We start from the raw sequence: 26,289 nt of genomic DNA, 5'->3' as shown, positions 1-26,289 counted from the left end.
AAAGGCATTACGAAAAATGCGCGGGTGTAGCTCAGTTGGTTAGAGTGCCGGCCTGTCACGCCGGAGGTCGCGGGTTCGAGCCCCGTCACTCGCGCCATTTTTCATTTCTTCTCCAATATTTTTACAATGTGTGGCGCCACAAGGCGCCCTTCATTGCGTCGTCTTCTGCCTCCGGCAGGCGTTTGCCGGTTTGCTTTCCCAGTGCTGCGTCATCCGGCCCTTGTGGCGGGGGGAGGGCTGTGGAAAACAATTTTGCTGCGCTGCGTCATGTCGCGATGCGCGCCGACTGTTCTGCCCCTGGCTGTGTCGCACGGCGCAAGTGGCGTCCCGCATTGGTTCGTTACTCCTTGAGGCGCCGGTGTTGCGTGTCCCCGGCCGGTGCGGCTGCCGGTCATTTTCTCGTGATCCTGTCTTTGCGGTTTTCTGTGTTGTCCATCTGTTAACGCGACGATCACCGTTGCCGGAAGGTGCCGGGCGTCTGCGCCATTCGCGCGACAGGGTCGAGACAGGTCTTCAAGAAAAAGCTAATAATATATTGCAAACCGCGTTGAAACCGGTGTGGCCGGACCCTAAATGAGCTTTGACGCCGCCCGCGGGCGGGTTTTGGATCGGGTGCTGTCGCCGCGGTCGGCGCGCATATCAGTTGCAGCTCAGCTGCTGCGGCCTATCTTGATGAAAAAGATCAACTTTATTTTCGCCGTCGTAAAAATGGGTGCTGTTCGGCGCGCCGGAAGTTGAGTCTAAATCAACACCGTTCGGTGGCGGCATTTTGTCCCGTTTTGGTTCGAGGTGTGGCCGTCAAAAGTCTTGCGCGCGGCTCTTGGCTGCGCTAGTCACGGCTTGTTGCAATGCACGTTCGCTTGCCGCGCATTCGCTTAAGTGCCGCCCGGGCACTGCTTGGCAAGCAGGGATCGAATACCATGACAGAACTCCTCAGTTCCTATGTCCCGATCGCGATTTTTATCGGTATTGCCCTTGTGATCGGCCTGGCGCTTTTGATTGCGCCGTTTGCCGTGGCCTACAAGGCACCCGATGCTGAAAAGCTGTCGGCCTATGAATGCGGTTTCAACGCATTTGACGATGCGCGCATGAAATTCGACATTCGTTTTTACCTGGTGTCGATCCTGTTCATCATCTTCGATCTGGAAGTCGCCTTCCTGTTTCCCTGGGCCGTGTCCTTCGGTGAAATCGGCTGGTTCGGCTTCTGGTCCATGATGGTGTTCCTCGGCGTCCTCACCATCGGCTTCATTTATGAGTGGAAGAAAGGAGCGCTGGAATGGGAGTAGTGGATAACAACACGACCATGATCGCGCCAAGCCCGAAGGGGATCATCGATCCCAATACCGGCAAGCCCATCGGCAGCGACGATGCCTTCTTCGGCGAGATCAACAACGAGTTGGCCGACAAGGGCTTTCTCGTCACCTCGACGGATGAGCTGATCAACTGGGCGCGCACCGGCTCGCTGATGTGGATGACCTTCGGTCTTGCCTGCTGTGCGGTCGAGATGATGCAGGTGTCCATGCCGCGTTACGACGTGGAGCGTTTCGGCTTTGCGCCGCGCGCTTCTCCGCGCCAGTCCGACGTGATGATCGTTGCCGGCACGCTGACGAACAAGATGGCGCCGGCTCTGCGCAAGGTCTATGACCAGATGCCGGAGCCGCGTTACGTGATCTCCATGGGCTCCTGCGCCAATGGTGGCGGCTATTACCACTATTCCTATTCGGTGGTGCGTGGCTGCGACCGGGTTGTGCCTGTGGATATCTATGTTCCCGGCTGTCCCCCCACGGCCGAAGCGCTGCTCTACGGCGTGCTTCTGCTGCAGAAAAAGATCCGCCGCACCGGCACGATCGAACGTTGAGGGCAAGGACAGATCATGAGTGAAGCCCTGAACGAATTTGCCGCATACCTTGCCGAAGCGCGGCCGGGTCTCGTGTCGTCCTCGTCGGTTGCCTATGGCGAACTGACGCTGAAGACCGATGCCGACAAGCTGATCGCGCTCGTCACGTTCCTGCGTGACGATGTGCAGTGCGGGTTCATCAATTTCATCGACATCTGCGGTGTTGATTGGCCCAAACGCGAAAAGCGTTTCGACGTGGTCTACCATTTCCTGTCGCCGCGCCAGAACATGCGCGTGCGCATCAAGGTGGAAACCGCCGAAGACGTCGCTGTCCCGTCGCTGACCGGTCTTTTTCCGGGCGCCGACTGGTTCGAACGCGAAGCCTGGGATCTCTACGGCATCCTGTTCACCGGCCACCCGGACCTGCGCCGCATCCTCACCGATTACGGTTTCGAGGGCCATCCGCTGCGCAAGGACTTTCCGACGACCGGTTTCGTCGAGGTTCGTTACGACGACAGCGCCAAGCGCGTCGTTTACGAACCGGTGGAACTGCGACAGGAATTCCGAAGCTTCGACTTCTTGAGCCCCTGGGAAGGCACGGATTACGTGCTTCCGGGGGATGAGAAGGCGAAGGTCTAAACCAAAGTTTAGGGCGAATAGCGAGTAGCGAATAGCGAATAGTTGTCGCCACAACGAAAGGAAGAGGCAGACGATCAGTTCCTACAAGGACCTCAAGGTGTGGCAGCAGGCTATTGAATTGGCCGTTGAATGTTATCGCTGCACCGAGACTTTCCCGAAGAGCGAAGTTTACGGACTGACATCCCAGATAAGGCGCGCCTCCGCATCGGTGGCCGCCAACATTGCCGAAGGGCATGGTCGGGATAACACCGGGAATTTTGTGCAGTTTCTGAGGATTTCTCAAGGGTCGCTGAAAGAGTTGGAAACGCATATGATCATTGCGCAGAGGGTGAGTATCCTTGCGCAAGACCAGTTTCAGAGCTTGATGCAACAATGCGATGAGATTGGCCGGATGATGCGTGCGTTGATCAGAAGCCTGCAGGAGAAGACATGAGCGGCATAGATCGACTATTCGCTATTCGCTATTCGCTAATCACCAGCGCGGAGCGCGCCCATGACTGAACACGACGTTCGCAATTTCAACATCAACTTCGGTCCGCAGCATCCGGCGGCCCACGGCGTTCTGCGTCTTGTGCTGGAGCTGGACGGCGAAATCGTCGAGCGTGTCGATCCGCATATCGGCCTGCTGCATCGCGGCACCGAAAAGCTGATCGAGACGAAAACCTATTTGCAGGCGCTGCCCTATTTCGACCGGCTGGATTATGTCGCGCCGATGAACCAGGAGCATGCCTACTGTCTGGCGGTGGAAAAGCTGCTTGGCATCACGGTTCCGATCCGGGGCCAGCTGATCCGCGTTCTCTACTCGGAAATCGGCCGCATCCTGTCGCATCTTCTGAACGTCACGACGCAGGCCATGGACGTCGGCGCCTTGACGCCGCCGCTCTGGGGTTTCGAAGAGCGCGAAAAGCTGATGGTGTTTTATGAGCGCGCCTCCGGCTCGCGCATGCACGCTGCCTATTTCCGTCCCGGCGGCGTCCACCAGGATCTGCCTGTGGAACTGGTCGAGGATATCGGCAAGTGGTGCGATGCCTTCCCGGCAGCCCTTGATGACATCGACAGCCTGATCACCGGCAATCGTATCTTCAAGCAGCGTAACGTCGATATCGGCGTGGTGAAGCTCGAAGATTGCTGGGCCTGGGGCTTTTCGGGCGTCATGGTGCGCGGCTCGGGCGCTGCCTGGGACCTGCGCAAGTCGCAGCCTTACGAATGTTACGCGGATCTCGATTTCGACATTCCGATCGGCAAGAACGGCGACTGCTACGACCGTTACCTGATCCGCATGATTGAAATGCGCGAATCGGTGAAGATCATGAAGCAGTGCGTCAACCGCCTGCTGTCGGATGCCAAGACCGGCCCGGTATCGGCGCTGGATGGCAAGGTCGTGCCGCCGAAGCGTGGCGAGATGAAGCGGTCGATGGAAGCACTCATCCACCACTTCAAGCTCTACACCGAAGGTTTCCACGTGCCGGAAGGCGAGGTTTATGCGGCCGTCGAGGCGCCGAAGGGCGAGTTCGGCGTCTATCTGGTGTCCGACGGCACCAACAAGCCGTATCGCTGCAAGATCCGCGCGCCAGGTTATGCGCATCTTCAGGCGATGGATTTCCTCTGCCGCGGCCACCAGCTGGCTGACGTCTCGGCCATCCTCGGCTCTATCGATATCGTGTTTGGAGAGGTGGACCGCTGATGCGACGCCTGTCGATCATCGCCTGTCTTGTGGCGGTTGCCCCGTCTGCCCTGGCGCAGACGGCGGAACAGCCGTCGACATCTTCAGGCAGATCGACGGCGACCATGGCGGAACTCGTTTCCAGAGAGTATGAAATCAAGGCGGCCGTGCCCAATGGAACGAAGTTCATCGTTTTCCTGCAAAAGGGTGCATCTGCCTATGCCTGCGAATTCGTGACCCTCACGAAATCGCGGTGCGGTTCTGTCAATTGATAAGGCGTGAGAAAGAATGTCCGTTCGTCGACTAGCCGAAGATCAGTTCCAGCCGGCAGCCTTTGCCTTCACTGCGGATAATGCCGCGTGGGCTGAGGCGACGATCCGGAAATATCCCGAGGGCCGCCAGCAATCGGCGGTCATCCCGCTGCTCATGCGCGCGCAGGAACAGGAGGGGTGGGTCACCCGTGCGACGATCGAATTCGTCGCGCAGAAGCTTGAGATGCCCTATATCCGGGTGCTCGAAGTGGCGACCTTCTACACCCAGTTCCAGCTGAAGCCGATCGGCACCAAGGCGCATATCCAGGTCTGTGGCACCACGCCGTGCATGTTGCGCGGCTCGGAAGCGCTGATGGATGTGTGCAAGCGCAAGATCCATCACGATCCGCTGCACCGCAACGAGGCGGGCACGCTGTCGTGGGAAGAGGTGGAATGTCAGGGCGCCTGCGTCAACGCGCCGATGGTCATCATCTTCAAGGATGCCTATGAAGACCTGACGCCCGAGCGTCTGGAAGAGATCATCGATGCGTTCGAGGCAGGCAAGGGCGCCGAAGTCAAAACCGGCCCGCAGATCGACCGCCTGACATCGGCGCCGGAAGGCGGCCCTGTCACGCTGAACGACGAGATCAAGCCGGTTCGCACCAATCTTGATCCGCAGCCGGCCGTAGAGGCCGTTTCGGTTCCGCCAGCGGAAGCAGCCCGTCCGAAGGATACCGCTGTCGAGACCAATCCGGCTGTGAAGACGCCGGTGACGGCACCGGCCGCGTCGGAAGCCAACGACAAGGCGGCAGAAGCAGGCTCTGCGACGAAAAAGAGCGAGCCGGATCCGAAGGCTGTCGGCAGCACGGCCGAAGGCGCACCCGCTGAAGGCAGCAAGGTTGCCGGCACGGAAAAGCCTGCGAAAGACGAAGCGTAAGGTTTTTAAAAAGCCTTGCACCGTGCCCGGCATCCGGGCGCATCACGGAATTGACAAGCCGACCCGATGTGGCGGCGGACTGGTGGAATAGGTCATGTTGAAAGATCAGGATCGCATCTTTACCAACATCTACGGGCTCAAGGACAAGTCGCTGAAAGGCGCCATGAGCCGTGGCCACTGGGACGGCACGAACGAGATCATCGAAAAGGGCCGTGACTGGATCATCAACGAGATGAAGGCGTCGGGCCTGCGCGGCCGCGGCGGCGCCGGCTTCCCGACCGGTCTCAAATGGTCCTTCATGCCGAAGGAATCGGATGGCCGGCCGCATTATCTCGTGGTCAACGCCGACGAATCGGAGCCCGGCACCTGCAAGGACCGCGAAATCATGCGCCACGATCCGCATACGCTGATCGAAGGCTGCGTGATCGCCGGTTTCGCCATGGGCGCGCACACCGCCTATATTTACGTGCGCGGCGAATACATGCGCGAACGCGAAGCGCTGCAGGCCGCCATCGACGAATGTTATGACGCCGGCATTCTCGGCGCCAACAACAAGTGTGGCTGGGATTTCGACATCTACGTTCATCACGGCGCCGGCGCCTATATCTGCGGCGAAGAAACAGCGCTTCTCGAAAGCCTTGAAGGCAAGAAGGGCCAGCCGCGCCTGAAGCCGCCGTTCCCGGCGAATATGGGCCTCTACGGTTGCCCGACCACGGTCAACAACGTCGAATCGATTGCCGTGGCGCCGACCATCCTGCGTCGTGGCGCCTCCTGGTTCTCCTCCTTCGGCCGTCCGAACAATGTCGGCACCAAGCTGTTCATGGTCTCCGGCCACGTCAACAAACCCTGCACCTTTGAAGAGCAGATGGGCCTCACCTTCCGTGAGATCATCGAGCATCACTGCGGCGGCATCCGCGGCGGCTGGGACAATCTTCTCGCCGTCATTCCCGGTGGCGCGTCCTGTCCTGTCGTCAAGGGCGAGGACATGAAGGATGCCATCATGGACTTCGACGGCATGCGCGAGGTGAAATCCTCGTTCGGCACCGGCGGCATGATCGTCATGGACAAGTCGACGGATATCATCAAGGCAATCTGGCGCATCGCGGCCTTCTTCAAGCATGAAAGCTGCGGCCAGTGCACGCCGTGCCGCGAAGGCACCGGCTGGATGATGCGCGTGGTTGAGCGCATGGTGAAGGGCAATGCCCAGAAGCGCGAAATCGATATGCTGCTGCAGGTGACGAAGCAGATCGAAGGTCACACGATCTGCGCACTCGGTGATGCGGCGGCCTGGCCGATCCAGGGCCTCATCCGCAATTTCCGTCCGGAAATCGAAGCGCGCATCGACCAGTATTCGGCAAATTCCACCCGCGAGGGTGCTGTTCTGGAGGCTGCGGAGTAACATCATGGCAAGCGGATCGGACAACAAGGACAAGGATCAGGCAGCGGAGAAACCGCCGCTCGGTTTCACCTTGCCTTTTGCCGACGAGAGTTCTGCCAAGTCGCTCCACAATCCGATGGCGGCCATGGCTGCTGCAACGGCCGCCGGCATGGCGATCGGCGCCCAGTTTGCCCAGGCATTCTTCGGCATGATGCAGGCCTCGATGGAGGCGGCGACACGGCCGACCCCGGAGGCCAAAACGGCAGCACCGGAGAAGGCACCTCAGCCGGATGTGAAGCCGGACGTAAAGGCTGATGCGGCCGCCGCACCCAAGGCGCCAGAGGAGGCTGCCCCGCAGGCAGCACCTGCCGAGTTAAAGCCTGCCGTGGTCAAGAAGGCGGCAAAGCCGGCCGCCAAGGTTGCTGAGACGGCGAAAGCCCCGGCAAAGCCAAAGGTGGCAAGGATTGCAAAGGCAAAGCCTGAGCAAGCAAGCGCAGATAACAGTGCGCTGCCCGTCAAGGCTGAACCGGTGAAGAATGCGGCAAAGCCTGCAAAGGCCGATCCGGCCAAGGCTGCAAAGCCGGCAACACCAGAGGCTGGCGCAAAGGCCAAGCCGAAGAGACAAAAGGCCGCCGACGATCTGAAGACGATCACCGGCATCGGCCCGAAACTGGCAGACCTGCTGAACGGCATGGGTGTGACGCGGTTTGCGCATATCGCCGCTTGGACGGACAAGGATGTAGAGCATTTCGACCAGGAGCTTCAGCTCGATGGCCGCATTGCGAAAGATGGTTGGATCGCGCAGGCAAAAAACCTGCTGCGGTGACGAATGTGTCGCTGCCTTTTCGTTATGAGGGCAGGGGACTGGAAACAGGACGTAAGTGACGATGGCAAAGCTCAAGGTTGACGGTAAAGAGATCGAGGTTCCGGATCACTTCACGCTGTTGCAGGCGTGCGAGGAAGCCGGCGCCGAAGTGCCGCGCTTCTGTTTCCATGAACGCCTTTCGGTGGCCGGAAACTGCCGTATGTGTCTGATCGAGGTGAAGGGTGGACCGCCGAAGCCGGCAGCCTCCTGCGCCATGGGCGTGCGTGACGTGCGCGGTGGCCCGAACGGCGAACTGCCGGAAGTCTTCACCAACACGCCGATGGTCAAGAAGGCGCGCGAAGGGGTGATGGAGTTTCTCCTCATCAACCATCCGCTCGATTGCCCGATCTGCGACCAGGGCGGCGAATGCGACCTGCAGGACCAGGCGATGGCGTTCGGCATGGATGCCTCGCGCTACACCGAAAACAAGCGCGCCGTTGAAGACAAGTATATCGGCCCGCTCGTCAAGACCGTGATGAACCGCTGCATTCACTGCACGCGCTGCGTTCGTTTCACCACCGAAGTCGGCGGCATTTCGGAGCTTGGCCTCATCGGCCGTGGCGAGGATGCCGAAATCACGACCTATCTCGAACATGCCATGACGTCGGAACTGCAGGGTAACGTCATCGACCTTTGCCCGGTCGGTGCGCTCACCTCGCGTCCGTTCGCCTTTACGGCCCGTCCGTGGGAACTCGGCAAGACCGAATCGATCGACGTCATGGACGCTGTCGGTTCCGCCATCCGCGTCGATACCCGTGGCCGCGAAGTCATGCGCATCATGCCGCGTGTCAACGAGGCGGTGAACGAGGAATGGATTTCCGACAAGACCCGCTTTATCTGGGATGGCCTGAAGACGCAGCGCCTCGACCGGCCTTACGTGCGCCGTGACGGCCGCCTTCAGCCGGCAAGCTGGAGCGAAGCCTTTGCCGCTATCAAGACGGCAGTGTCGGCAACGAACGGCAACAGCATCGGTGCCATCGCCGGCGATCTCGCCTCCGTCGAAGAAATGTACGCGATGAAGGAACTGCTGACCGCGCTCGGTTCGCAGAACCTTGACTGCCGCCAGGATGGTGCCAAGCTCGATCCGTCGCTTGGCCGCGCCAGCTACATCTTTAACCCCACAATCGAAGGCATCGAGCAGGCCGACGCGCTTCTCCTTATCGGCGCCAACCCGCGTTACGAAGCGGCCGTGATGAACGCCCGCATCCGCAAGCGCTGGCGTCGTGGCAACTTCCCGATCGGCGTGATCGGGGAGGGGGGCGACATGCGTTACGGTTACGAATATCTCGGCGCTGGCACCGATACGCTGTCGGATCTCGTCAACGGCTCGCACGGCTTCCTCGAAAAGCTACGTTCTGCCAAGAAGCCGATTATCATCGTTGGCTCGGGCGCTCTCATGCGCGATGATGCGGAAGGCGTTCTTGCCGCCGCTGCAAGCCTTGCCGCCTCCGTCGGTGCTGTCTCGGAAGAGTGGAACGGCTTTGGCGTCATGCACACGGCAGCATCGCGCGTCGGTGGTCTCGATCTCGGCTTTGTGCCGGGCCCGAACGGCTCGAATGCCGCCACCATGCTGCGCTCGATGGACGTCCTCTTCCTGCTCGGCGCGGACGAAATGGAATTCACGGGCAAGTACGCCAAGTTCACCGTCTATATCGGCAGCCACGGCGATGCCGGCGCGCATCATGCCGACGTTATCCTGCCGGGCGCGACCTATACGGAAAAGTCCGGCACCTGGGTCAACCTCGAAGGCCGCGTCCAGATGGGCAACCGCGCCGGTTTTGCGCCGGGTGAAGCCCGCGAAGACTGGGCGATCCTCAGGGCGCTGTCGGATGTTCTCGGCAAGAAGCTGCCGTTTGATTCGCTGTCGCAGCTGCGCGCCAAGCTTTATGCCGCATACCCGCATTTCGCCGAACTTGATGAAATCGCGGCCGGTGCTGCGGATGATATTGCAACGCTTGCCAAAAAACCGGTGAGCTTGGGCAAGTCCGGGTTTGCGTCAACGATCAAAGACTTCTATCTCACGAACCCGATCGCACGCGCTTCGGCGGTCATGGCGGAGTGTTCGGCACTGGCCCGCAACAATTTCCAGGCTGCGGCAGAGTAAAGGCACAATCATGGACTCTTTCTTCTCGACCTATCTCTGGCCGGCGATCGTGATGATCGGTCAGTCCCTGTTGCTGCTCGTCTGCCTCCTGGTCTTCATCGCCTATATCCTTCTGGCCGACCGCAAGATCTGGGCTGCTGTCCAGCTGCGCCGCGGCCCGAACGTGGTTGGCCCGTTCGGCCTGTTCCAGTCGTTCGCAGACCTTCTGAAGTTCGTCTTCAAGGAGCCGATCATTCCGTCGGGCGCCAACAAGGGCGTGTTCCTGCTGGCACCGCTCGTATCGGTCACGCTTGCGCTTGCCACCTGGGCTGTCATCCCGCTCAACGAAAACTGGGTGATCGCCAACATCAATGTCGGCATCCTCTACGTGTTCGCCATCTCGTCGCTCGAAGTCTACGGCATCATCATGGCCGGCTGGGCATCGAACTCGAAATACCCGTTCCTCGGCGCGCTGCGGTCTGCAGCCCAGATGGTGTCCTATGAAGTCTCGATCGGCTTCGTCATCGTCACTGTTCTGCTCTGCGTCGGATCGCTGAACCTCACCGATATCGTGCTCGCCCAGAAGTCCGGCATCGGCACCATGGTCGGCCTGCCGTCGTCGTTCCTCGACTGGCATTGGCTCGTTCTGTTCCCGATGTTCATCATCTTCTTCATCTCGGCCCTTGCCGAAACCAACCGTCCGCCTTTCGACCTTCCGGAAGCCGAATCGGAACTGGTTGCCGGTTACATGGTGGAATATGCATCGGCCCCGTACATGATGCTGATGCTCGGCGAATATGCCGCCATCCTGCTCATGTGCGCGCTGACCACCATTCTCTTCCTCGGGGGCTGGCTGCCGCCGGTGGATGTCTGGTTCCTCAACTGGGTTCCGGGGATCATCTGGTTCCTGCTGAAGGCCTCCTTCATCTTCTTTATGTTCGCCATGGTGAAGGCCTTCGTTCCGCGCTATCGCTATGACCAGTTGATGCGTCTCGGCTGGAAGGTTTTCCTGCCGCTCTCGCTGGTCATGGTCATCATTACTGCATTCGTTCTGAAGCTGACGGCCGGCGCCTGATTTTAGGCGCGGCCTCCCGGCTGAATTGGAGACTAACATGGCAAGTCTGGCACAATCCGTCAGTTCGCTGTTTCTGAAGGAATTCGTCGGGGCGTTTTTCCTCTCGATGCGCTATTTCTTCAAGCAGAAGGCCACGATCAACTATCCCTTCGAAAAGGGCCCGATCTCTCCGCGCTTCCGCGGCGAGCATGCGCTGCGTCGTTATCCCAACGGCGAAGAACGCTGCATCGCCTGCAAGCTGTGCGAAGCGATCTGTCCTGCCCAGGCCATTACCATCGAAGCCGGTCCGCGCCGCAACGACGGCACGCGCCGCACGGTGCGTTACGATATCGACATGGTAAAATGCATCTATTGCGGCTTCTGCCAGGAAGCCTGCCCGGTGGATGCCATCGTTGAAGGCCCGAACTTCGAATTCGCGACGGAAACCCGCGAAGAGCTGTATTTCGACAAGGAACGCCTTCTCAACAATGGCGACCGCTGGGAGCGCGAAATTGCGCGCAACCTGTCGATCGATGCACCCTACCGCTGATCGCCCGATCGCGGTTCTGATTGACACTGCCGGTGCTTGAAAAAGGTGCCGGATCGACCACAAGCATGAGACCTGGCTGGTATGTGACCGCCGGGTTTTGACGGCGGGGATAAGAGCCTTGCCGGGGAAGACGAAAAGGCACCACAATGGGTTTGCAGGCTGTTTTCTTTTATCTGTTCGCCTTCGTCGCGGTGGCGTCGGCGTTCATGGTCATCTCGGCCAGGAACCCGGTGCATTCCGTGCTCTTCCTGATCCTGGTCTTCTTTAACGCCGCAGGCCTTTTCCTGCTGACCGGCGCTGAATTCCTCGCGATGATCCTGCTCGTCGTTTATATCGGCGCGGTGGCGGTTCTCTTCCTCTTCGTCGTGATGATGCTGGACATCGATTTTGCCGAACTGCGCTCGGGCTTCCTGCAATATGCGCCGGTCGGGGCGCTGATCGGGCTCATTCTCGCGGCTGAACTGGTGCTGGTCATCGGCGGCAGCGTGTTGACGCCAGAGGCGGCAAAGTCGATCACCATGCCCATTCCGTCGCCTGCGGTGCGCACCAATACGGCAGCGCTCGGCGATGTGCTTTATACGCATTACGTCTATTTCTTCCAGGTCTCCGGCCTCGTGCTGCTCGTCGCCATGATCGGCGCAATCGTGCTGACGCTGCGTCACCGGGAAAACGTCAAGCGCCAGGATATCTCCAAGCAGGTCGCCCGCACGCCGGCAACGGCTGTCGAGGTGGTCAAGGTCAAGCCGGGCCAGGGCATCTGAGCGCGATCAAGGAACAGCGAATATGGAAATCGGACTTTCTCACTACCTGACCGTCAGCGCCATCCTCTTCACGCTCGGCGTCTTCGGCATCTTCCTCAACCGGAAGAATGTCATCATCATCCTGATGTCGGTGGAACTCATCCTGCTCTCGGTCAACCTGAACATGATCGCGTTCTCGTCCTTCCTCAACGATATCACCGGCCAGGTCTTTGCGCTGTTCATTCTGACCGTTGCTGCGGCGGAAGCTGCCATCGGTCTTGCAATTCTCGTGGTCTTCTACCGCAACCGCGGCTCCATCGCGGTTGAAGACATCAATATGATGAAGGGCTGATCAGGTCATGATCTACAAGGCTATCGTCTTTCTTCCCCTGATCGGCTTCCTGATTGCCGGCCTGTTCGGCCGCCAGATCGGCGCCAAGGCATCGGAATACGTCACCAGCGGTCTGATGATCGTTGTGGCCATCCTCTCCTGGGTGGTCTTCTTCAACGTGGCGCTCGCCCATGGCGGCGAAGGCCATGAGGTCATCAAGGTCTCGGTGCTGCGCTGGGTGCAGTCCGGCGGCCTCGAATTCGACTGGGCCTTCCGCATTGATACGCTGACATCAGTCATGTTCGTCGTGGTCAACACGGTCTCGACGCTCGTCCATCTCTATTCGATCGGCTACATGCACCACGATCCGCATCGGCCTCGCTTCTTTGCCTATCTGTCGCTGTTCACCTTCGCCATGCTGATGCTCATCACGTCGGACAATCTGGCGCAGATGTTCTTCGGCTGGGAAGGCGTGGGCCTTGCGTCCTACCTGCTCATCGGTTTCTGGTTCAAGAAGCCGTCGGCCTCTGCTGCCGCCATGAAGGCCTTCATCGTCAACCGCGTCGGTGACTTCGGTTTCGTGCTTGGTATTTCCGGCGTCTTCGTGCTGTTCGGCTCGATCAACTTCGACACGATCTTTGCGTCTGCCGCGACCTATCTGCCGGCGGAAGGTGCTGCCGATGCCGGCCAGGCCGTCATCAACCTGTTTGGCATGCAGCTCGACAAGGGTCATGCCATCACAGGCGTCTGCCTGCTGCTCTTCATGGGCGCCATGGGTAAATCGGCGCAGTTCCTGCTGCACACCTGGCTGCCGGACGCGATGGAAGGCCCGACCCCGGTCTCGGCCCTCATCCATGCCGCAACCATGGTCACCGCTGGCGTCTTCCTCGTCGCCCGCATGTCGCCGATCTTCGAACTGTCGCCGAACGCGCTGCTCGTCGTCACCCTCATCGGTGCGATCACCGCCTTCTTTGCGGCAACCGTCGGCCTCGTGCAGAACGATATCAAGCGCGTCATCGCCTATTCTACCTGTTCGCAGCTCGGCTACATGTTCGTGGCGCTTGGCGTCGGTGCTTATGGTGCGGCCGTCTTCCACCTCTTCACGCACGCCTTCTTCAAGGCTCTGCTGTTCCTCGGCGCCGGCTCCGTCATCCACGCGGTCGATGGCGAGCAGGACATGCGCTACATGGGCGGTCTCCGGAAGCACATCCCCTATACGTTCTGGGCGATGACCATCGGCACGCTGGCGCTGACCGGTGTCGGCATCCCAGGCACGATGTTCGGTTTTGCCGGCTTCTTCTCCAAAGATGTCATCATCGAATCGGCTTACGCCTCGCATTCGGCGCTGTCGGGTTTTGCCTTCACGCTGCTTGTGGTTGCTGCGCTCTTCACCAGCTTCTATTCCTGGCGTCTGGCCTTCCTCACCTTCTTCGGCAAGCCGCGCGCGTCATCGGATGTCATGCATCACGTGCATGAGAGCCCGATGATCATGCTTCTGCCGCTGGTCGTCTTGGTCATCGGTGCGGTTTTCGCCGGCGTCGCCTTCGAAGGTCATTTCTTCGGCGAGGAATATTCCGAGTTCTGGAAAGGTGCGCTGTTTACGGGGGCGCACAACGAGATCCTCGAAGAGTTCCACCACGTGCCTGTCTGGGTAAAGTGGAGCCCGTTCATTGCCATGCTGACCGGTTTCGTCACCGCCTGGTACATGTATATCAAGTCGCCTTCCACGCCGAAGCGCCTGGCTGAAAACCATCGCGTCCTCTACCAGTTCCTCTTGAACAAGTGGTATTTCGACGAGCTGTACGATTTCCTCTTCGTGCGCTCGGCCAAGGCCCTCGGCAAGTTCCTCTGGAAGAAGGCCGATGTCGGCGTCATCGACACCTACGGACCAAACGGCATTGCAGCACGCGTCGCGGATATCACCCGCGGTGTGGTCCGCCTGCAGACCGGTTACCTCTATCATTATGCGTTCGCGATGCTGATCGGCATCGCCGCCCTCGTCACCTGGATGATGCTCGGGAGTTCAATCTGATGACCGACTGGCCTATTCTTTCCACGGTCACCTTCCTGCCGCTCGTCGGTGTGGTGCTTCTCCTGCTCACCCGGGAGGACGGCCCGTTCGGCCGCCGCAATATCCTGAACGTCTCGCTCTTGACGACCGTCTTTACCTTCGTCGTCTCGCTGTTCATCTGGATCGGGTTTGACAATTCCAACCCCGGTTTCCAGATGGTCGAAAAACACTCCTGGCTTGGCACCGGCATTTCCTATCATCTCGGCGTCGACGGCATTTCCATGCTGTTCGTCATTCTCACCACCTTCCTCATGCCGTTTTGCGTGCTGGCAAGCTGGGAATCGATCGAGAAGCGCCTCAAGGAATACATGATCGCCTTCCTGCTTCTGGAAGTGGTCATGGTCGGCGTCTTCGTGTCGCTGGATATCGTTCTCTTCTACGTCTTCTTTGAAGCCACGCTCGTGCCGATGTTCATCATCATCGGTGTCTGGGGCGGCAAGGATCGCGTTTACGCCTCCTACAAGTTCTTCCTCTACACGCTGCTCGGCTCCGTGCTGATGATGGTCGCCATCATGGCCATGTACTGGCAGGCCGGCACGACCGACATGACGGAACTGTTGAAGTTCGGTTTCCCCGCCGGCTTGCAGACATGGCTATGGCTTGCCTTCTTCGCCTCGTTTGCGGTGAAAATGCCGATGTGGCCCGTCCACACCTGGCTTCCGGATGCGCACGTGCAGGCGCCAACGGCAGGCTCGGTCATTCTGGCAGGCGTCATGCTGAAGCTCGGCGGTTACGGGTTCATCCGTTTCTCGCTCGCCATGTTCCCGCTGGCCTCTGATTATTTCGCGCCCTTCGTTTTCGGCCTCTCGGTTCTTGCCATCATCTACACCTCGCTGGTGGCGTTGATGCAGGAAGACATCAAGAAGCTGATCGCCTATTCCTCTGTCGCCCACATGGGTTACGTCACGATGGGCATCTTTGCGGCAAACCAGCAGGGTCTGCAGGGCGCCATCTTCCAGATGCTGTCGCACGGCATCGTGTCGGGCGCGCTGTTCCTCTGCGTCGGCGTGATCTATGACCGTCTCCACACCCGCGACATCGCGGCCTATGGCGGCCTCGTCAACAACATGCCGAAATATGCCGTCGCCTTCATGATCTTCACCATGGCCAATGTCGGCCTTCCCGGCACCTCCGGTTTCGTCGGCGAATTCCTGACGATCATCGGCGTCTTCCGGGTCAACACCTGGGTGGCTCTCTTTGCCGCCACCGGCGTCATCCTGTCGGCCTCCTATGCGCTCTGGCTCTATCGCCGGGTCATCTTCGGTGCGCTGGAAAAGGAAAGCCTGAAGGGCCTGCTCGATCTGTCGACCCGCGAAAAGATCATTCTTTATCCGCTGGCCGCGCTCACCATCTTCTTCGGCGTCTATCCGGCACCGGTCTTCGATGCCACGGCCGCTTCGGTCGACATGCTGATCAATAACTACTCCGCTGCCCTGCAGGCTGCCGAGAAACTTGCACTCCTGGTGCACTGAGACGGGACACGACTGGACATGACTGCTGAAATCCTGCTTGCGAGCCTGCAGATCTCGACGCCCGAACTGATCCTTGCGGTCGGCGCGCTGGCGCTTCTGATGATCGGCGTCTTCTCGGGTGACCGGTCGGCGCCGACGGTCACCGGCCTTGCCGTGGCAATCCTCATTGCCGCGGGCCTCTGGCTCGTTCTCGTTCCGGTGGAAGGCGAAGCCTGGGGCGGCGCCTTCATCCTCGATCCCTTCAGCCGTTTCATGAAGGTGATTGCGCTGATCGGCTCCATCACCGCCATGGTGATGACGGTCGGCAATGCGCGCTCCGAACAGCTCGACCGTTTCGAATTCCCGGTTCTGCTTGTTCTCGCCACCCTCGGCATGATGCTGCTGATCTCGGCCAACGACCTGATTGCCGTCTATCTCGGCCTCGAGCTGATGTCTCTGGCGCTTTACGTCGTCGCCGCGATCAACCGCGATAGCCTGCGTTCCACGGAAGCTGGCCTCAAATATTTCGTCCTCGGCGCACTGTCCTCGGGCATGCTGCTCTACGGCATGTCGCTGATCTACGGCTTCACCGGCAATACCGGCCTTGATAACATCGCTGCCGTACTGACCGCTGAAACCCGTTCGCTCGGCGTTGTCTTCGGCCTCGTCTTCATGCTGGCCGGCCTTGCCTTCAAGATCTCGGCCGTTCCCTTCCACATGTGGACGCCGGACGTTTACGAAGGCGCACCGACCCCGGTCACCGCCTTCTTCGCCTCCGGCCCTAAGGTTGCCGCCATGGCGGTTCTCGTGCGCGTCGTCACCGAAGCCTTCATGCCGATCTTCCATGACTGGCAGCAGGTTATCGTGTTCATCTCGATTGCCTCGATGCTGCTCGGCTCGTTTGCCGCCATCGGCCAGCGCAACATCAAGCGACTGATGGCCTATTCCTCCATCGGTCACATGGGTTATGCGCTTGTCGGTCTCGCATCCGGCACCGAAACCGGCATTTCCGGCGTTGCGCTCTATATGCTCATCTACATGGTCATGACGCTCGGTACGTTTGCCTGCATCATGGCGATGCGCCGCAAGGATGGCGGTGCTGTCGAAAACATCGATGATCTCGCGGGCCTCTCCTCCACCAACCCGTTCATGGCGCTGGTCATGACCGCGTTGATGTTCTCGCTGGCCGGCATTCCGCCGTTTGCGGGCTTCTGGGCAAAGTGGTTCGTCATCCTGCCGGCCATTGAAGCCAAGCTCTATATGCTCGCCATCATAGGCGTGCTCGCCTCGGTCGTTGGCGCGTACTACTATATCCGCGTCATCAAGGTCATGTGGTTCGATGCGCCGACAGGCGAGTTCGGCCGCACGGCTGGCGAGTTGCGGCTGGTGTTCGGCCTCTCCGGTCTCTTCGTCACCGGTTATGTCCTCTTCGGCGGCCCGGTCGGCAGTGCAGCAACGGCTGCCGCAAGGGCGTTCTTTTGAGCACGACAAGGCGAGGGAGCCGTTACTCCCTCGACACTTTCCGGCACGAGGCACTGGACGAGGTGACCTCCACCAATACCGAATGCCTGGCGCGCGCCCGGCAGGGTGACCCGGGCAATCTCTGGGTCACCGCACGGCGACAGACGGCCGGTCGCGGCCGCCGCGGCCGTGCCTGGACGTCGGAGACCGGCAATCTCTACGCATCGCTTCTCCTCATCGATCCGGCACCGCCGGAGCAACTGGCCTCCCTGCCGCTTGCCGTGGCGCTTGCCGTCCACGGCGCTTTGCGCTCTGTGTTGCCGCAGGGTGCTGAAAAGCTGGAGATCAAGTGGCCGAACGACGTGCTGATCGGCCGGAAAAAATCCTGCGGCATTCTTCTGGAAGGCGAGGGGCTGTCTGATGGCCGCCGCGCTCTGGTCGCCGGCATCGGCATCAACATGCGCCATCGGCCGGAGGACGGCCCTTACGGCGTCACCTCGCTGCAGGAGCAGGGCTGCGATATCTCGCCGGAGGAATTGTTCTCCCATCTCTACCGCGAGATGACGGAGGTTCTGAACCTCTGGGACGAGGGCCGGGCCGTGGCCGACGTGACGGCGCGCTGGCGCAGTGTCGCCTGTGGTATCGGGGAACCGATCCGCGTCAATCTGCCGGATCGCTCCATCGAGGGGCGTTTTGCCGGTATCGATGATCGAGGACTTCTGATACTCGATACTGGAAACGCCATGATGCCCATTGCGGCCGGCGATGTCTTTTTCCTTTGAATTCGAAATGAGTATGTGAATGGCCAAACAGGACGAACTGGTTTTTCTGCCGTTGGGCGGAGTTGGCGAGATCGGCATGAATCTCGCGCTCTATGGCTATGGGCCAGCCTCCCAGCGCCAGTGGATCATGGTCGACTGCGGTGTCACCTTCGCCGGCCTCGATCTTCCGGGCGTCGATCTTGTGCTGCCCGATATCCGCTTTCTTGAAAAGCAGCGCGACCGGCTGAAGGGCATCATCATCACCCACGCCCATGAAGATCATTATGGCGCGCTGAATGATCTGTGGCCGGGCCTCAACGTGCCGGTCTTTGCCTCGCGCTTCACCGCCGGCATGCTGGAAGCCAAGCGTAATTACGAGGGATCGCGGGCTGAAATCCCGATCACGCTGTTTAATGCCGGAGACCGCATCAAGGTCGGCCCGTTCGAGGTGGAAGCGATTGGCGTCAACCACTCGATCCCCGAGCCGATGTCGCTGGTCATCCGCACGCCACTCGGCAATATCGTCCACACCGGCGACTGGAAGATCGATGCCGACCCGTCGCTCGGGCCGCTCACCGACGAAGCGCGTTTCCGCGCCGTGGGCGAAGAGGGCGTGCTTGCCATGATGTGCGACAGTACCAACGCCATGCGCGAAGGTGTGTCGCCGTCGGAACAGGAAGTCTCGGAAGGTCTGCGCCAGATCATCGAGGGCGCGGAAGGCCGGGTTGCCATCACCACCTTCTCGTCCAATGTCGGGCGTATCCGCTCCATTGCCCAAGCTGCAGAAGCTGCCGGCCGCGAAGTGCTGCTGCTCGGCTCCTCGCTGAAGCGCGTCGTCGGCGTTGCCCGCGATATCGGCATCATGGAAGGCCTCAAACCCTTCATCGCCGAAGACGAATACGGTTATATCCCGCGTGACAAGGTGGTCATCATCCTTACCGGCAGCCAGGGCGAGGCGCGTGCAGCACTTGCCAAGATTTCCCGCGACGAAATGCGCCATGTGGCGCTGACCGCCGGCGATACGGTGGTGTTTTCCTCGCGCGCCATTCCCGGCAACGAAAAGCCGATCCTCGAAATCATGAACGGCCTCATCGAGCAGGGCGTCAAGATCGTCACCGACCAGCAAGGCCTCGTCCACGTCTCCGGTCACCCCCGCCGCAACGAGCTTTTGCAGATGTATGACTGGGTGCGCCCGGAAGTTCTGGTGCCCGTCCATGGCGAGGCCGCGCATCTGACGGCGCAGACCGAACTTGCGCTGTCGGCCGGCATCAAGACCGTGCCGAAGGTGCGCAACGGCAACCTGCTGCGGCTTGCCCCCGGCCCGGTTCAGGTCATCGATGACGTGCCGCACGGCCGCGTCTTCAAGGATGGCAAACTCATCGGCGATATCGACGAAATGGGAATATCCGACCGCAAGAAACTGGCTTATGTTGGCCATGTCTCGGTCAATATCCTGCTCGACGCCAAGTATGATTTCCTCGCCGATCCCGATGTCGAACCTTTTGGCCTGCCGGAATTCGATGACGAGGGCGAGGACATGGCCGATACGCTCTATGATGCCGTGCTGGGTGCCGTCGAAAGCATTCCGCGCAGCCGCCGCAAGGATCTGGCCACACTCAAAGAAGCCGTCCGCCGAGCTATCCGCTCCACGGCCAACGTCGCCTGGGGCAAGAAGCCGATCGTGACGGTGTTCGTTTCAAAGGTCTGACCCTTTGCCTGTGAGATAGGCGAAGGCGTTGCTCCAGCCAACCTCCCCCCGTGTGGGGGAGATGCCCGGCAGGGCAGAGGGGGGCAACCGTACACTCCGACGCCCGAACGCCAACTTGATCGACAGGGGAAAAACACCATGCTCGGCCGCGTCAATCACATCGCCATCGCCGTCCCGGATCTGGCCGCCGCCACCACTGTCTATCGCGACGTGCTCGGCGCCCGCGTCTCGCAGGCGCAGGCACTGCCGGAACATGGCGTCACCGTCGTTTTCGTCGAGCTTGAAAATACCAAGGTGGAACTGCTGGAGCCGCTTGGCGAGCAATCCGCCATCGCAGCCTTCCTCGCCAAGAACCCCGCCGGCGGCATGCACCATATCTGCTACGAAGTTGCCGATATTCTGGCTGCCCGCGATCAATTGGTTGCCTCCGGTGCCCGCGTGCTGGGTGATGGAGCGCCAAAAATCGGTGCCCATGGCAAACCGGTTCTCTTCCTCCACCCCAAGGATTTTCTGGGCACACTGGTGGAACTGGAAGAGGTGTGACCGACACCTGGGACTGACGCAGGTGTGACACCGCGTCCGCCCACATGCCCTTTCGGAACCTCTCTGCCTCGTGCTAGAGATCGGCGGGCAGGAGATTTTCAAAAATGCAGTTTTTATCGGCCTTCGCCGTCTATTTCGTGATCTGGTGGATCACGCTGTTTCTCATCCTGCCGATCGGGCTTCGCACGCAAGGTGATGAGCAGGAGGTGGTGCTGGGAACCGTGGAAAGTGCGCCGGCAAAATTTCGCGGCGGGCGGGTGGTTCTGATGACCACCGTCGCGTCGGCGCTCATCTACGGCGCCTGGTTCGTACTGTCCAATTACTTCGGATTTTCGATGAATTCGCTGCCGCGCATCGTGCCCGATTTCGGCCGCACTTGATGCCTCGCAAGACCTGCCAACCGCTTGGTCTGGTCTGTGATAATCAAAAAAAAACAAGGCTTTGCAGCCTTGTTTTAAATGTCGCGTGATCCTTAACCGTTGCCGGGGCAGCGTGCGTGCGCGCCTAAGATCTGATCCTCCCAAGACTTGACCGCGAATGGCAGAAATTTGAACTCCCTGCCTCTTTTATGAGCCGAAGTTAGCTTAACGTTTGGGCTTTGTCACCCTCAAAATTGGCAGTTTTGCTACACTTCGCTAAAATTATTCTGTTGACGGAAAAAATTCCCCTCTTGTCACAATCACGGCGTATTCGCGGCGGCGTCCCGTTGCAAATCACTGTGCTGCGGGGTGTGGGTTCTGCGGATGCGGGTTCCCATGGGGCTTTGAAACCGCTATGAAGCCAGCCCATTGTCAGCCATTCATGCGTCGATTCCTTAACCTCAGGAACGGCCCCAGAACCTGGAACCCGTGATGCGTCTATCCCGCTATTTCATGCCGATCCTGAAGGAAAATCCCAAGGAAGCGGAAATCGTCTCGCACCGCCTGATGCTGCGTGCAGGCATGATCCGCCAGCAGAGCCAGGGCATCTATTCGTGGCTGCCGCTCGGCAAGCGGGTTCTGGACAAGGTCAACGCCATCGTGCGCGAGGAACAGAACCGCGCCGGTGCCATCGAGCTGTCGATGCCGACGCTGCAATCGGCGGAGCTTTGGCAGGAAAGCGGCCGTTATGACGATTACGGCAAGGAAATGCTGCGCATCAAGGACCGCCAGGAGCGCCCCATGCTCTATGGCCCCACCAACGAGGAGATGATCACCGATATCTTCCGTTCGTCGGTCAAATCCTACAAGAACCTGCCGCTCAACCTCTACCATATCCAGCTGAAATTCCGCGACGAGATCCGTCCGCGTTTCGGCACCATGCGCTCGCGCGAATTTTTGATGAAGGATGCCTATTCCTTCGATCTCACGAAGGAAGGCGCGCTGCATTCCTATAACAAGATGTTCGTGGCCTATCTGCGCACGTTTGCCCGTCTAGGTGTGCGCGCCATCCCCATGCGCGCCGATACCGGCCCCATCGGCGGCAATCACAGCCACGAATTCATCATCCTTGCCGACACTGGCGAATCGGAAGTGTTTTCGCACCGGAGCTTCACCGAGTTCGACATCCCCTCGGAAAACACCGATTTTGACGATGTCGCTGGCCTGCAGGCGGTGTTTGACAAGTGGACCTCGGTTTATGCCGCCACGTCCGAAATGCACGATGCCGACGCATTTGCTGCGATCCCGGAAGGCGACCGTCTCTCGGCCCGCGGTATCGAGGTCGGCCACATCTTCTATTTCGGCACGAAATATTCCGAGCCGATGGGCGCCAAGGTGCAGGGTCCCGATGGCAAGGAACACCTTGTCCACATGGGATCTTATGGCATCGGCCCGACCCGCCTTGTTCCCGCCATCATCGAAGCCTCGCATGATGAGAACGGAATCATCTGGCCAGCGTCCGTTGCGCCGTTTGATGCCATGCTGATCACCATGAAGCCCGGCGACGAGGCCTGCGACCGCGTCTGCGCCGATCTTTACGCCGGCCTCACAAAAGCCGGTCTCGACGTGCTCTACGACGACACGGATGATCGTGCCGGAACAAAATTCGCAACGGCTGACCTCATCGGCCTGCCGGTGCAGCTGATCGTCGGTCCGCGCTCGGCCGCCACCGGCGAGGTGGAGGTCAAGGATCGCAAGACCGGCGCGCGTGAGACGATGACCGTCGAAGCAGCCCTCAACCGCCTGACGGCGGCCTGAGGCCAGGACGACAACACCGCCTGAGGCGGGAGCGACAGGAGTGACAATGGCCAAGGCCGCAAAGGTGACCGGAACGGTAAAGCAGGCGGATGTCATTCCTTCCGCCGGGCCCTTTTCGGCCTTCGAGCGCATGGTGGCCTGGCGCTACCTGCGCTCGCGCCGCAAGGAAGCGTTCATTTCGGTCATTGCCGGCTTTTCCTTTGTCGGCATCATGCTGGGGGTTGCCACCCTCATCATCGTCATGGCCGTGATGAACGGTTTTCGAACCGAGCTGATCTCGCGCATCCTTGGCATTAACGGCCACATGATCGTCCAGCCGATTGACCAGCCGTTGAATGATTACGCCGATCTTGCCAAGCGCTTCTCCGCCATTCCCGGCGTCACCATGGCGCTGCCCTTGGTAGAAGGCCAGGCGCTCGCATCGGGCAAGCAGGGCGCCGGCTCCGGCGCTCTGGTGCGCGGCATCCGCGCCGAGGATCTCGAAAAGCTGAAGGAAGTCTCCACCAATATCCGCTCGGGCGATCTGACCGGCTTTGCCACCGGCGACGGCGTGCTCATCGGCTCGCGTATGGCAGCCTCGCTTGGCCTTGCCGCCGGAGACCGCATCACGCTGGTCTCGCCGGAAGGCGATGTGACGCCGATGGGCGTCAGCCCCCGTGTCAAATCCTATGTCATTTCAGGCATTTTCGAAATCGGCATGTCGGAATACGATTCTTCCATCGTCTACATGCCGCTTGCCGAAGCGCAGGCCTATTTCAACGCCGATGGCCTCGTGCAGTCCATCGAGCTGTTCCTCACCCATCCGGAATCGGTGGATGAGATGCGCCCGAAGGTGGAGGAAGCGGCCGGCCGCCAGATCTTCATCACCGACTGGCGCCAGCGCAACCAGACCTTCTTCTCCGCCCTTCAGGTGGAGCGCAACGTGATGTTCATGATCCTGACGCTGATCGTGCTGGTCGCAGCCCTCAACATTATCTCCGGCCTCATCATGCTGGTGAAGGACAAGGGCAGCGATATCGCCATCCTGCGCACCATGGGGGCGACAGCGGGTGCCATCATGCGCATCTTCTTCATGACGGGGGCCGCCATCGGCATCGTCGGCACCTTTGCCGGCGTGGCGCTCGGCGTTCTCGTCTGCCTCAACATCGAATCGATCCGGCAGTTCTTCTCCTGGGTCTCCGGCACGGTGCTGTTTGACCCGGAGCTTTATTTCCTGAGCCAGCTGCCGGCCGAAATGAGCCTTGGCGAAACCGTCACCGTCGTCATCATGGCCCTTGTCCTGTCGTTCATTGCGACCATCTTCCCCGCATGGCGGGCCTCCCGGCTCGATCCGGTGCAGGCGCTGCGTTACGAATAGGATCCCGTTTAAATCCATGGCACGCAAAACAGTTCTGAAGCTCTCCGGCGTCGACCGTCATTATGGTCAGGGCGATACCGTGCTGTCGATCCTGAAGGGGGCGGATTTCGAGCTGCGCGCCGGCGAGATCGTCGCGCTGGTCGCCCCATCAGGCACCGGCAAGTCGACGCTTCTGCATCTGGCCGGTCTGCTCGAACACCCCGATGCCGGCGAAATCTTCATCAATGGCGAGAGCTGCGGCAATCTGCCGGATGAGCGCCGCACGGCGATCCGCCGCGGCGATATCGGCTTCGTTTACCAGTTCCACCACCTCCTGCCGGAGTTTTCAGCGCTTGAAAACATCATGATGCCGCAGCTGATCGGTGGCCTGTCGAAAAAGGATGCGCAGGAACGGGCATCCCAGCTTCTCGATTACATGCGCATCGGCCATCGCGGCACGCACCGCCCCTCGGAACTGTCGGGCGGCGAACAGCAGCGCGTGGCAATCGCCCGCGCCGTTGCCAACGCACCGCTTCTGCTTCTCGCCGACGAGCCCACCGGCAATCTCGATCCGGAAACCGCATCTTACGTGTTCGACGCGCTGGAAGCGCTGGTGCGCCAATCCGGCCTTGCCGCCCTCATCGCCACCCACAACCACGACCTTGCGTCGCGTATGGACCGCCGCGTGACGATCGAAGGCGGCAGAATCGTCGAGTTCTGAGAGTGGGCTTTGGGGCTTTGGAATAAGCCCCTCTCTGGCCTTTCGCGGAGAATACCCCCTCTGGCTGCCGCCATCTCCCCCACAAGGGGGGAGAACCGCAGAACGGACACCTTGTCCGCGCACATTGGCTGGCGATAGGCGAACATTACATATGAAATGCAGGGCTCTGTAATCAACCGCTCTGCGGTCTCCCCCCTTGTGGGGGAGATGCCCGGCAGGGCAGAGAGGGCCTTAATCAATATCCAATCTCACCAGGTCCCGGACAACCCATTCCCCACCAGCGGAATGCTCCGCTTCGCTCCACTCCGGTCACTCACGGAAAGCGCCGCCTGCATCTGCTTCGGCGATTTGCGGAACCATTGTGCCGCAACGGTTGCGAGATCGCCGATCATTGCCTGGTTGCGCCAGGTGGCAAAGCGGGCGGCCGTCGCCTGCGGTTCCGACTGATAGAAGAAATCGCCCGATTGGCTGAGATCGTTGATCGAGCCGGCCATGGCGGCAAGTGGCTTCTGGAACATTTTTGACGGCACGGCCAAACCTGCGGCCCGTTCCGAAAAGGCCGGCGCCATGAAGTCGATGGCCCAGCCGTCGGCCTCCACCCAGCAGTGAAAGTTCTCGCCGGCGCCGGTCACGAACCCATCCTCGCGGTGATCGGCAAACAGCACCACCGTGCCCCCCAGATTATAGGCGGCAAGTCCGCCCTTCGGCGTGGCGCTGACGCCAAAATGCTGCTTCAGGATAAAGGCCCCGAAGGTGGAAAAATACATGGCGGCGGTGGATGGATCGGCGTTCTCGTTGATCAGCAGGCTGTTGATGACGCGGTAGATCCGCTGGTAGTCGCTCTGCTTGATCAACATGTTTTTCGGGGCTCGCCTGTTGCGGTTTTTATCGGCCCTTGCAGTAGGCGAGGTGGGCCGGGATGTAAACGGTGGTTTCTGTCTGCCGCCGGGCAAGGCGGGGATATCCGAGAACCCTGTCTCCATGAAATCAACGGGTTGGATTTTTCCCATCCCCACCCCACAAAGCCCGGCCTACAATAGCCCCGTCTCGCAGCGGATACACCAGAAGGCGTTCTGGCGATGCGGGGCCGGCGCGGGGCATGAGGGGGCGACGCAAAACCTCATGCATCGGGTTCGCGGAAATTGGTCTCCCTCCGGCGACAAGGGGGAAATGGCAGGCCCCGGACAGGTTTTGCCGTTTCATCTCCCAGCAAGCGCGCCGGGCGTGCCTGTGCGGCACACAGGGGGCGGGAGGTTTTTGGGTTTCATCGCACGCTGTTCGCTCCCGGCTTTTGGGAGTGCGGCGATGGCAAAAACCTAAAAAACTTCCGTCAGGCAGAGGGACCCCACGCGCGCGCAAAAACCGCCGAACAGGGCGCTGAAAGGTGTCATAAAATTCTACCCCCAATCCGGCAGCTTTCAGCGTCCGGTCCATCTGTCATCCAAAACCGGGAGCGTTCACGCCGCCCGGACAAAACCCGTTGTCCGCCTGCCGGTCGCTGCGAAGGCTGGCATCAGGCGGCACCCGTAAAAGCTGATACCTCTTTGAAATATCGCGTTTCGCTTGTTTACAAAATGCTGTTGACAACGAAAACAAAATAAGAACAAATAGAAAACATAACGGAAAAGGAGAATGTTTCATGACTGATTTCCTTCGCGATGTCGCAGCCTTCGCCTCCATCATGACCTTTGTCGCAAGCCTCGGTATTCTCGTCATGGCGATGTGACCAGAA

General features: G+C 60.0%; 26 protein-coding genes, 1 tRNA gene and 1 pseudogene. 26 read left to right on the top strand and 2 right to left on the bottom strand.

The window, feature by feature from the left end:
- Positions 1 to 20 precede the first annotated feature (20 nt).
- The 26 genes and pseudogenes from AC4CWF_RS11605 (at position 21) to AC4CWF_RS11480 (ending at position 24,557) form a co-directional block, all read left to right on the top strand.
- Positions 21 to 97: transfer RNA gene (locus AC4CWF_RS11605), tRNA-Asp, on the top strand.
- Between the two features lie 476 nt (positions 98 to 573).
- Positions 574 to 738, top strand: coding sequence for a hypothetical protein (locus AC4CWF_RS11600; RefSeq protein WP_491281817.1), 165 nt, complete (start codon positions 574 to 576; stop codon positions 736 to 738).
- Positions 739 to 920: 182 nt separating this feature from the next.
- Positions 921 to 1,286 carry an NADH-quinone oxidoreductase subunit A gene (locus AC4CWF_RS11595; protein ID WP_062552634.1) on the top strand — a complete coding sequence of 122 codons (366 nt, stop codon included), beginning with the start codon at positions 921 to 923 and terminating at the stop codon, positions 1,284 to 1,286.
- A complete protein-coding gene (locus tag AC4CWF_RS11590; RefSeq protein WP_210102856.1) occupies positions 1,277 to 1,858 on the top strand; it encodes a NuoB/complex I 20 kDa subunit family protein in 582 nt (193 codons plus the stop codon). Before AC4CWF_RS11595 ends, AC4CWF_RS11590 begins: the two co-directional genes overlap by 10 nt.
- 15 nt (positions 1,859 to 1,873) lie before the next feature.
- The gene (locus AC4CWF_RS11585; RefSeq protein WP_491281816.1) at positions 1,874 to 2,476 is read left to right on the top strand and encodes an NADH-quinone oxidoreductase subunit C; all 603 of its coding nucleotides are present in this window, start codon (positions 1,874 to 1,876) and stop codon (positions 2,474 to 2,476) included.
- 97 nt (positions 2,477 to 2,573) lie between these two features.
- Complete coding sequence (locus AC4CWF_RS11580) at positions 2,574 to 2,909, top strand: four helix bundle protein (protein ID WP_491281815.1); 336 nt, start codon at positions 2,574 to 2,576, stop codon at positions 2,907 to 2,909.
- Between the two features lie 60 nt (positions 2,910 to 2,969).
- Positions 2,970 to 4,160, top strand: coding sequence for an NADH-quinone oxidoreductase subunit D (locus AC4CWF_RS11575; RefSeq protein ID WP_491281814.1), 1,191 nt, complete (start codon positions 2,970 to 2,972; stop codon positions 4,158 to 4,160).
- Entirely contained in the window at positions 4,160 to 4,411 is a 252-nt protein-coding gene (locus AC4CWF_RS11570) for a hypothetical protein (RefSeq protein WP_491281813.1), read from the top strand. The genes AC4CWF_RS11575 and AC4CWF_RS11570 overlap by 1 nt, the downstream gene beginning before the upstream one ends.
- Positions 4,412 to 4,427: 16 nt before the next feature.
- A pseudogene (nuoE, locus tag AC4CWF_RS11565) lies at positions 4,428 to 5,312 on the top strand (NADH-quinone oxidoreductase subunit NuoE); the annotation flags it as partial.
- Positions 5,313 to 5,421: 109 nt separating this feature from the next.
- The gene (gene nuoF / locus AC4CWF_RS11560; RefSeq protein WP_491281812.1) at positions 5,422 to 6,726 is read left to right on the top strand and encodes an NADH-quinone oxidoreductase subunit NuoF; all 1,305 of its coding nucleotides are present in this window, start codon (positions 5,422 to 5,424) and stop codon (positions 6,724 to 6,726) included.
- 4 nt (positions 6,727 to 6,730) lie between these two features.
- Complete coding sequence (locus tag AC4CWF_RS11555; RefSeq protein WP_491281811.1) at positions 6,731 to 7,531, top strand: helix-hairpin-helix domain-containing protein; 801 nt, start codon at positions 6,731 to 6,733, stop codon at positions 7,529 to 7,531.
- A 61-nt stretch (positions 7,532 to 7,592) separates the two neighbouring features.
- On the top strand, positions 7,593 to 9,674 hold the full coding sequence (gene nuoG / locus AC4CWF_RS11550) for an NADH-quinone oxidoreductase subunit NuoG (protein WP_491281810.1): 2,082 nt from the start codon (positions 7,593 to 7,595) through the stop codon (positions 9,672 to 9,674).
- Between the two features lie 10 nt (positions 9,675 to 9,684).
- On the top strand, positions 9,685 to 10,728 hold the full coding sequence (gene nuoH, locus AC4CWF_RS11545; protein ID WP_491281809.1) for an NADH-quinone oxidoreductase subunit NuoH: 1,044 nt from the start codon (positions 9,685 to 9,687) through the stop codon (positions 10,726 to 10,728).
- A gap of 37 nt (positions 10,729 to 10,765) precedes the next feature.
- On the top strand, positions 10,766 to 11,257 hold the full coding sequence (nuoI, locus tag AC4CWF_RS11540; RefSeq protein ID WP_491281808.1) for an NADH-quinone oxidoreductase subunit NuoI: 492 nt from the start codon (positions 10,766 to 10,768) through the stop codon (positions 11,255 to 11,257).
- A gap of 146 nt (positions 11,258 to 11,403) precedes the next feature.
- Positions 11,404 to 12,018, top strand: coding sequence for an NADH-quinone oxidoreductase subunit J (locus tag AC4CWF_RS11535; protein ID WP_491281807.1), 615 nt, complete (start codon positions 11,404 to 11,406; stop codon positions 12,016 to 12,018).
- A 22-nt stretch (positions 12,019 to 12,040) separates the two neighbouring features.
- Complete coding sequence (nuoK, locus tag AC4CWF_RS11530; RefSeq protein WP_210102845.1) at positions 12,041 to 12,349, top strand: NADH-quinone oxidoreductase subunit NuoK; 309 nt, start codon at positions 12,041 to 12,043, stop codon at positions 12,347 to 12,349.
- A gap of 7 nt (positions 12,350 to 12,356) precedes the next feature.
- Complete coding sequence (nuoL, locus tag AC4CWF_RS11525; protein ID WP_491281806.1) at positions 12,357 to 14,360, top strand: NADH-quinone oxidoreductase subunit L; 2,004 nt, start codon at positions 12,357 to 12,359, stop codon at positions 14,358 to 14,360.
- Positions 14,360 to 15,871: an NADH-quinone oxidoreductase subunit M gene (locus tag AC4CWF_RS11520; RefSeq protein WP_491281805.1), complete on the top strand. Its 1,512-nt coding sequence runs from the start codon at positions 14,360 to 14,362 to the stop codon at positions 15,869 to 15,871. The genes nuoL and AC4CWF_RS11520 overlap by 1 nt, the downstream gene beginning before the upstream one ends.
- An 18-nt stretch (positions 15,872 to 15,889) precedes the next feature.
- Positions 15,890 to 17,332: an NADH-quinone oxidoreductase subunit NuoN gene (gene nuoN / locus AC4CWF_RS11515; protein WP_491281804.1), complete on the top strand. Its 1,443-nt coding sequence runs from the start codon at positions 15,890 to 15,892 to the stop codon at positions 17,330 to 17,332.
- Positions 17,329 to 18,093: a biotin--[acetyl-CoA-carboxylase] ligase gene (locus tag AC4CWF_RS11510; RefSeq protein WP_491281803.1), complete on the top strand. Its 765-nt coding sequence runs from the start codon at positions 17,329 to 17,331 to the stop codon at positions 18,091 to 18,093. The genes nuoN and AC4CWF_RS11510 overlap by 4 nt, the downstream gene beginning before the upstream one ends.
- Positions 18,094 to 18,112: 19 nt before the next feature.
- A complete protein-coding gene (locus AC4CWF_RS11505) occupies positions 18,113 to 19,780 on the top strand; it encodes a ribonuclease J (RefSeq protein ID WP_491281802.1) in 1,668 nt (555 codons plus the stop codon).
- Between the two features lie 138 nt (positions 19,781 to 19,918).
- A complete protein-coding gene (mce, locus tag AC4CWF_RS11500; RefSeq protein ID WP_491281801.1) occupies positions 19,919 to 20,323 on the top strand; it encodes a methylmalonyl-CoA epimerase in 405 nt (134 codons plus the stop codon).
- Between the two features lie 104 nt (positions 20,324 to 20,427).
- Entirely contained in the window at positions 20,428 to 20,703 is a 276-nt protein-coding gene (locus AC4CWF_RS11495) for a DUF1467 family protein (RefSeq protein ID WP_491281800.1), read from the top strand.
- A gap of 471 nt (positions 20,704 to 21,174) precedes the next feature.
- Positions 21,175 to 22,500 carry a proline--tRNA ligase gene (gene proS / locus AC4CWF_RS11490; RefSeq protein WP_491281799.1) on the top strand — a complete coding sequence of 442 codons (1,326 nt, stop codon included), beginning with the start codon at positions 21,175 to 21,177 and terminating at the stop codon, positions 22,498 to 22,500.
- Between the two features lie 46 nt (positions 22,501 to 22,546).
- Complete coding sequence (locus AC4CWF_RS11485; RefSeq protein ID WP_491281798.1) at positions 22,547 to 23,857, top strand: lipoprotein-releasing ABC transporter permease subunit; 1,311 nt, start codon at positions 22,547 to 22,549, stop codon at positions 23,855 to 23,857.
- A gap of 16 nt (positions 23,858 to 23,873) precedes the next feature.
- Entirely contained in the window at positions 23,874 to 24,557 is a 684-nt protein-coding gene (locus tag AC4CWF_RS11480; protein ID WP_491281797.1) for an ABC transporter ATP-binding protein, read from the top strand.
- A gap of 248 nt (positions 24,558 to 24,805) precedes the next feature.
- On the opposite strand, the gene AC4CWF_RS11475 is transcribed toward AC4CWF_RS11480, so the two are convergent.
- On the bottom strand, positions 24,806 to 25,414 hold the full coding sequence (locus tag AC4CWF_RS11475) for a DUF2026 family protein (protein WP_491281796.1): 609 nt from the start codon (positions 25,412 to 25,414) through the stop codon (positions 24,806 to 24,808).
- 580 nt (positions 25,415 to 25,994) lie between these two features.
- Positions 25,995 to 26,198, bottom strand: coding sequence for a hypothetical protein (locus AC4CWF_RS11470; protein WP_491281795.1), 204 nt, complete (start codon positions 26,196 to 26,198; stop codon positions 25,995 to 25,997).
- Between the last annotated feature and the right edge of the window lie 91 nt (positions 26,199 to 26,289).

It is taken from the genome of Neorhizobium sp. PAMB6630 (assembly GCF_058242775.1).
This window is presented reverse-complemented; position numbering and strand designations above follow the sequence as displayed.

Bases quoted from the DNA above. Each gene is read 5' to 3' on its own strand.
- AC4CWF_RS11600 (WP_491281817.1), top strand. From the start codon at position 574: ATGAGCTTTGACGCCGCCCGCGGGCGGGTTTTGGATCGGGTGCTGTCG.
- AC4CWF_RS11595 (WP_062552634.1), top strand. From the start codon at position 921: ATGACAGAACTCCTCAGTTCCTATGTCCCGATCGCGATTTTTATCGGT.
- AC4CWF_RS11590 (WP_210102856.1), top strand. From the start codon at position 1,277: ATGGGAGTAGTGGATAACAACACGACCATGATCGCGCCAAGCCCGAAG.
- AC4CWF_RS11585 (WP_491281816.1), top strand. From the start codon at position 1,874: ATGAGTGAAGCCCTGAACGAATTTGCCGCATACCTTGCCGAAGCGCGG.
- AC4CWF_RS11575 (WP_491281814.1), top strand. From the start codon at position 2,970: ATGACTGAACACGACGTTCGCAATTTCAACATCAACTTCGGTCCGCAG.
- AC4CWF_RS11570 (WP_491281813.1), top strand. From the start codon at position 4,160: ATGCGACGCCTGTCGATCATCGCCTGTCTTGTGGCGGTTGCCCCGTCT.
- nuoF (WP_491281812.1), top strand. From the start codon at position 5,422: ATGTTGAAAGATCAGGATCGCATCTTTACCAACATCTACGGGCTCAAG.
- AC4CWF_RS11555 (WP_491281811.1), top strand. From the start codon at position 6,731: ATGGCAAGCGGATCGGACAACAAGGACAAGGATCAGGCAGCGGAGAAA.
- nuoG (WP_491281810.1), top strand. From the start codon at position 7,593: ATGGCAAAGCTCAAGGTTGACGGTAAAGAGATCGAGGTTCCGGATCAC.
- nuoH (WP_491281809.1), top strand. From the start codon at position 9,685: ATGGACTCTTTCTTCTCGACCTATCTCTGGCCGGCGATCGTGATGATC.
- nuoI (WP_491281808.1), top strand. From the start codon at position 10,766: ATGGCAAGTCTGGCACAATCCGTCAGTTCGCTGTTTCTGAAGGAATTC.
- AC4CWF_RS11535 (WP_491281807.1), top strand. From the start codon at position 11,404: ATGGGTTTGCAGGCTGTTTTCTTTTATCTGTTCGCCTTCGTCGCGGTG.
- nuoK (WP_210102845.1), top strand. From the start codon at position 12,041: ATGGAAATCGGACTTTCTCACTACCTGACCGTCAGCGCCATCCTCTTC.
- nuoL (WP_491281806.1), top strand. From the start codon at position 12,357: ATGATCTACAAGGCTATCGTCTTTCTTCCCCTGATCGGCTTCCTGATT.
- AC4CWF_RS11520 (WP_491281805.1), top strand. From the start codon at position 14,360: ATGACCGACTGGCCTATTCTTTCCACGGTCACCTTCCTGCCGCTCGTC.
- nuoN (WP_491281804.1), top strand. From the start codon at position 15,890: ATGACTGCTGAAATCCTGCTTGCGAGCCTGCAGATCTCGACGCCCGAA.
- AC4CWF_RS11505 (WP_491281802.1), top strand. From the start codon at position 18,113: ATGGCCAAACAGGACGAACTGGTTTTTCTGCCGTTGGGCGGAGTTGGC.
- mce (WP_491281801.1), top strand. From the start codon at position 19,919: ATGCTCGGCCGCGTCAATCACATCGCCATCGCCGTCCCGGATCTGGCC.
- AC4CWF_RS11495 (WP_491281800.1), top strand. From the start codon at position 20,428: ATGCAGTTTTTATCGGCCTTCGCCGTCTATTTCGTGATCTGGTGGATC.
- proS (WP_491281799.1), top strand. From the start codon at position 21,175: ATGCGTCTATCCCGCTATTTCATGCCGATCCTGAAGGAAAATCCCAAG.
- AC4CWF_RS11485 (WP_491281798.1), top strand. From the start codon at position 22,547: ATGGCCAAGGCCGCAAAGGTGACCGGAACGGTAAAGCAGGCGGATGTC.
- AC4CWF_RS11480 (WP_491281797.1), top strand. From the start codon at position 23,874: ATGGCACGCAAAACAGTTCTGAAGCTCTCCGGCGTCGACCGTCATTAT.
- AC4CWF_RS11475 (WP_491281796.1), bottom strand. From the start codon at position 25,414: ATGTTGATCAAGCAGAGCGACTACCAGCGGATCTACCGCGTCATCAAC.
- AC4CWF_RS11470 (WP_491281795.1), bottom strand. From the start codon at position 26,198: ATGAAACATTCTCCTTTTCCGTTATGTTTTCTATTTGTTCTTATTTTG.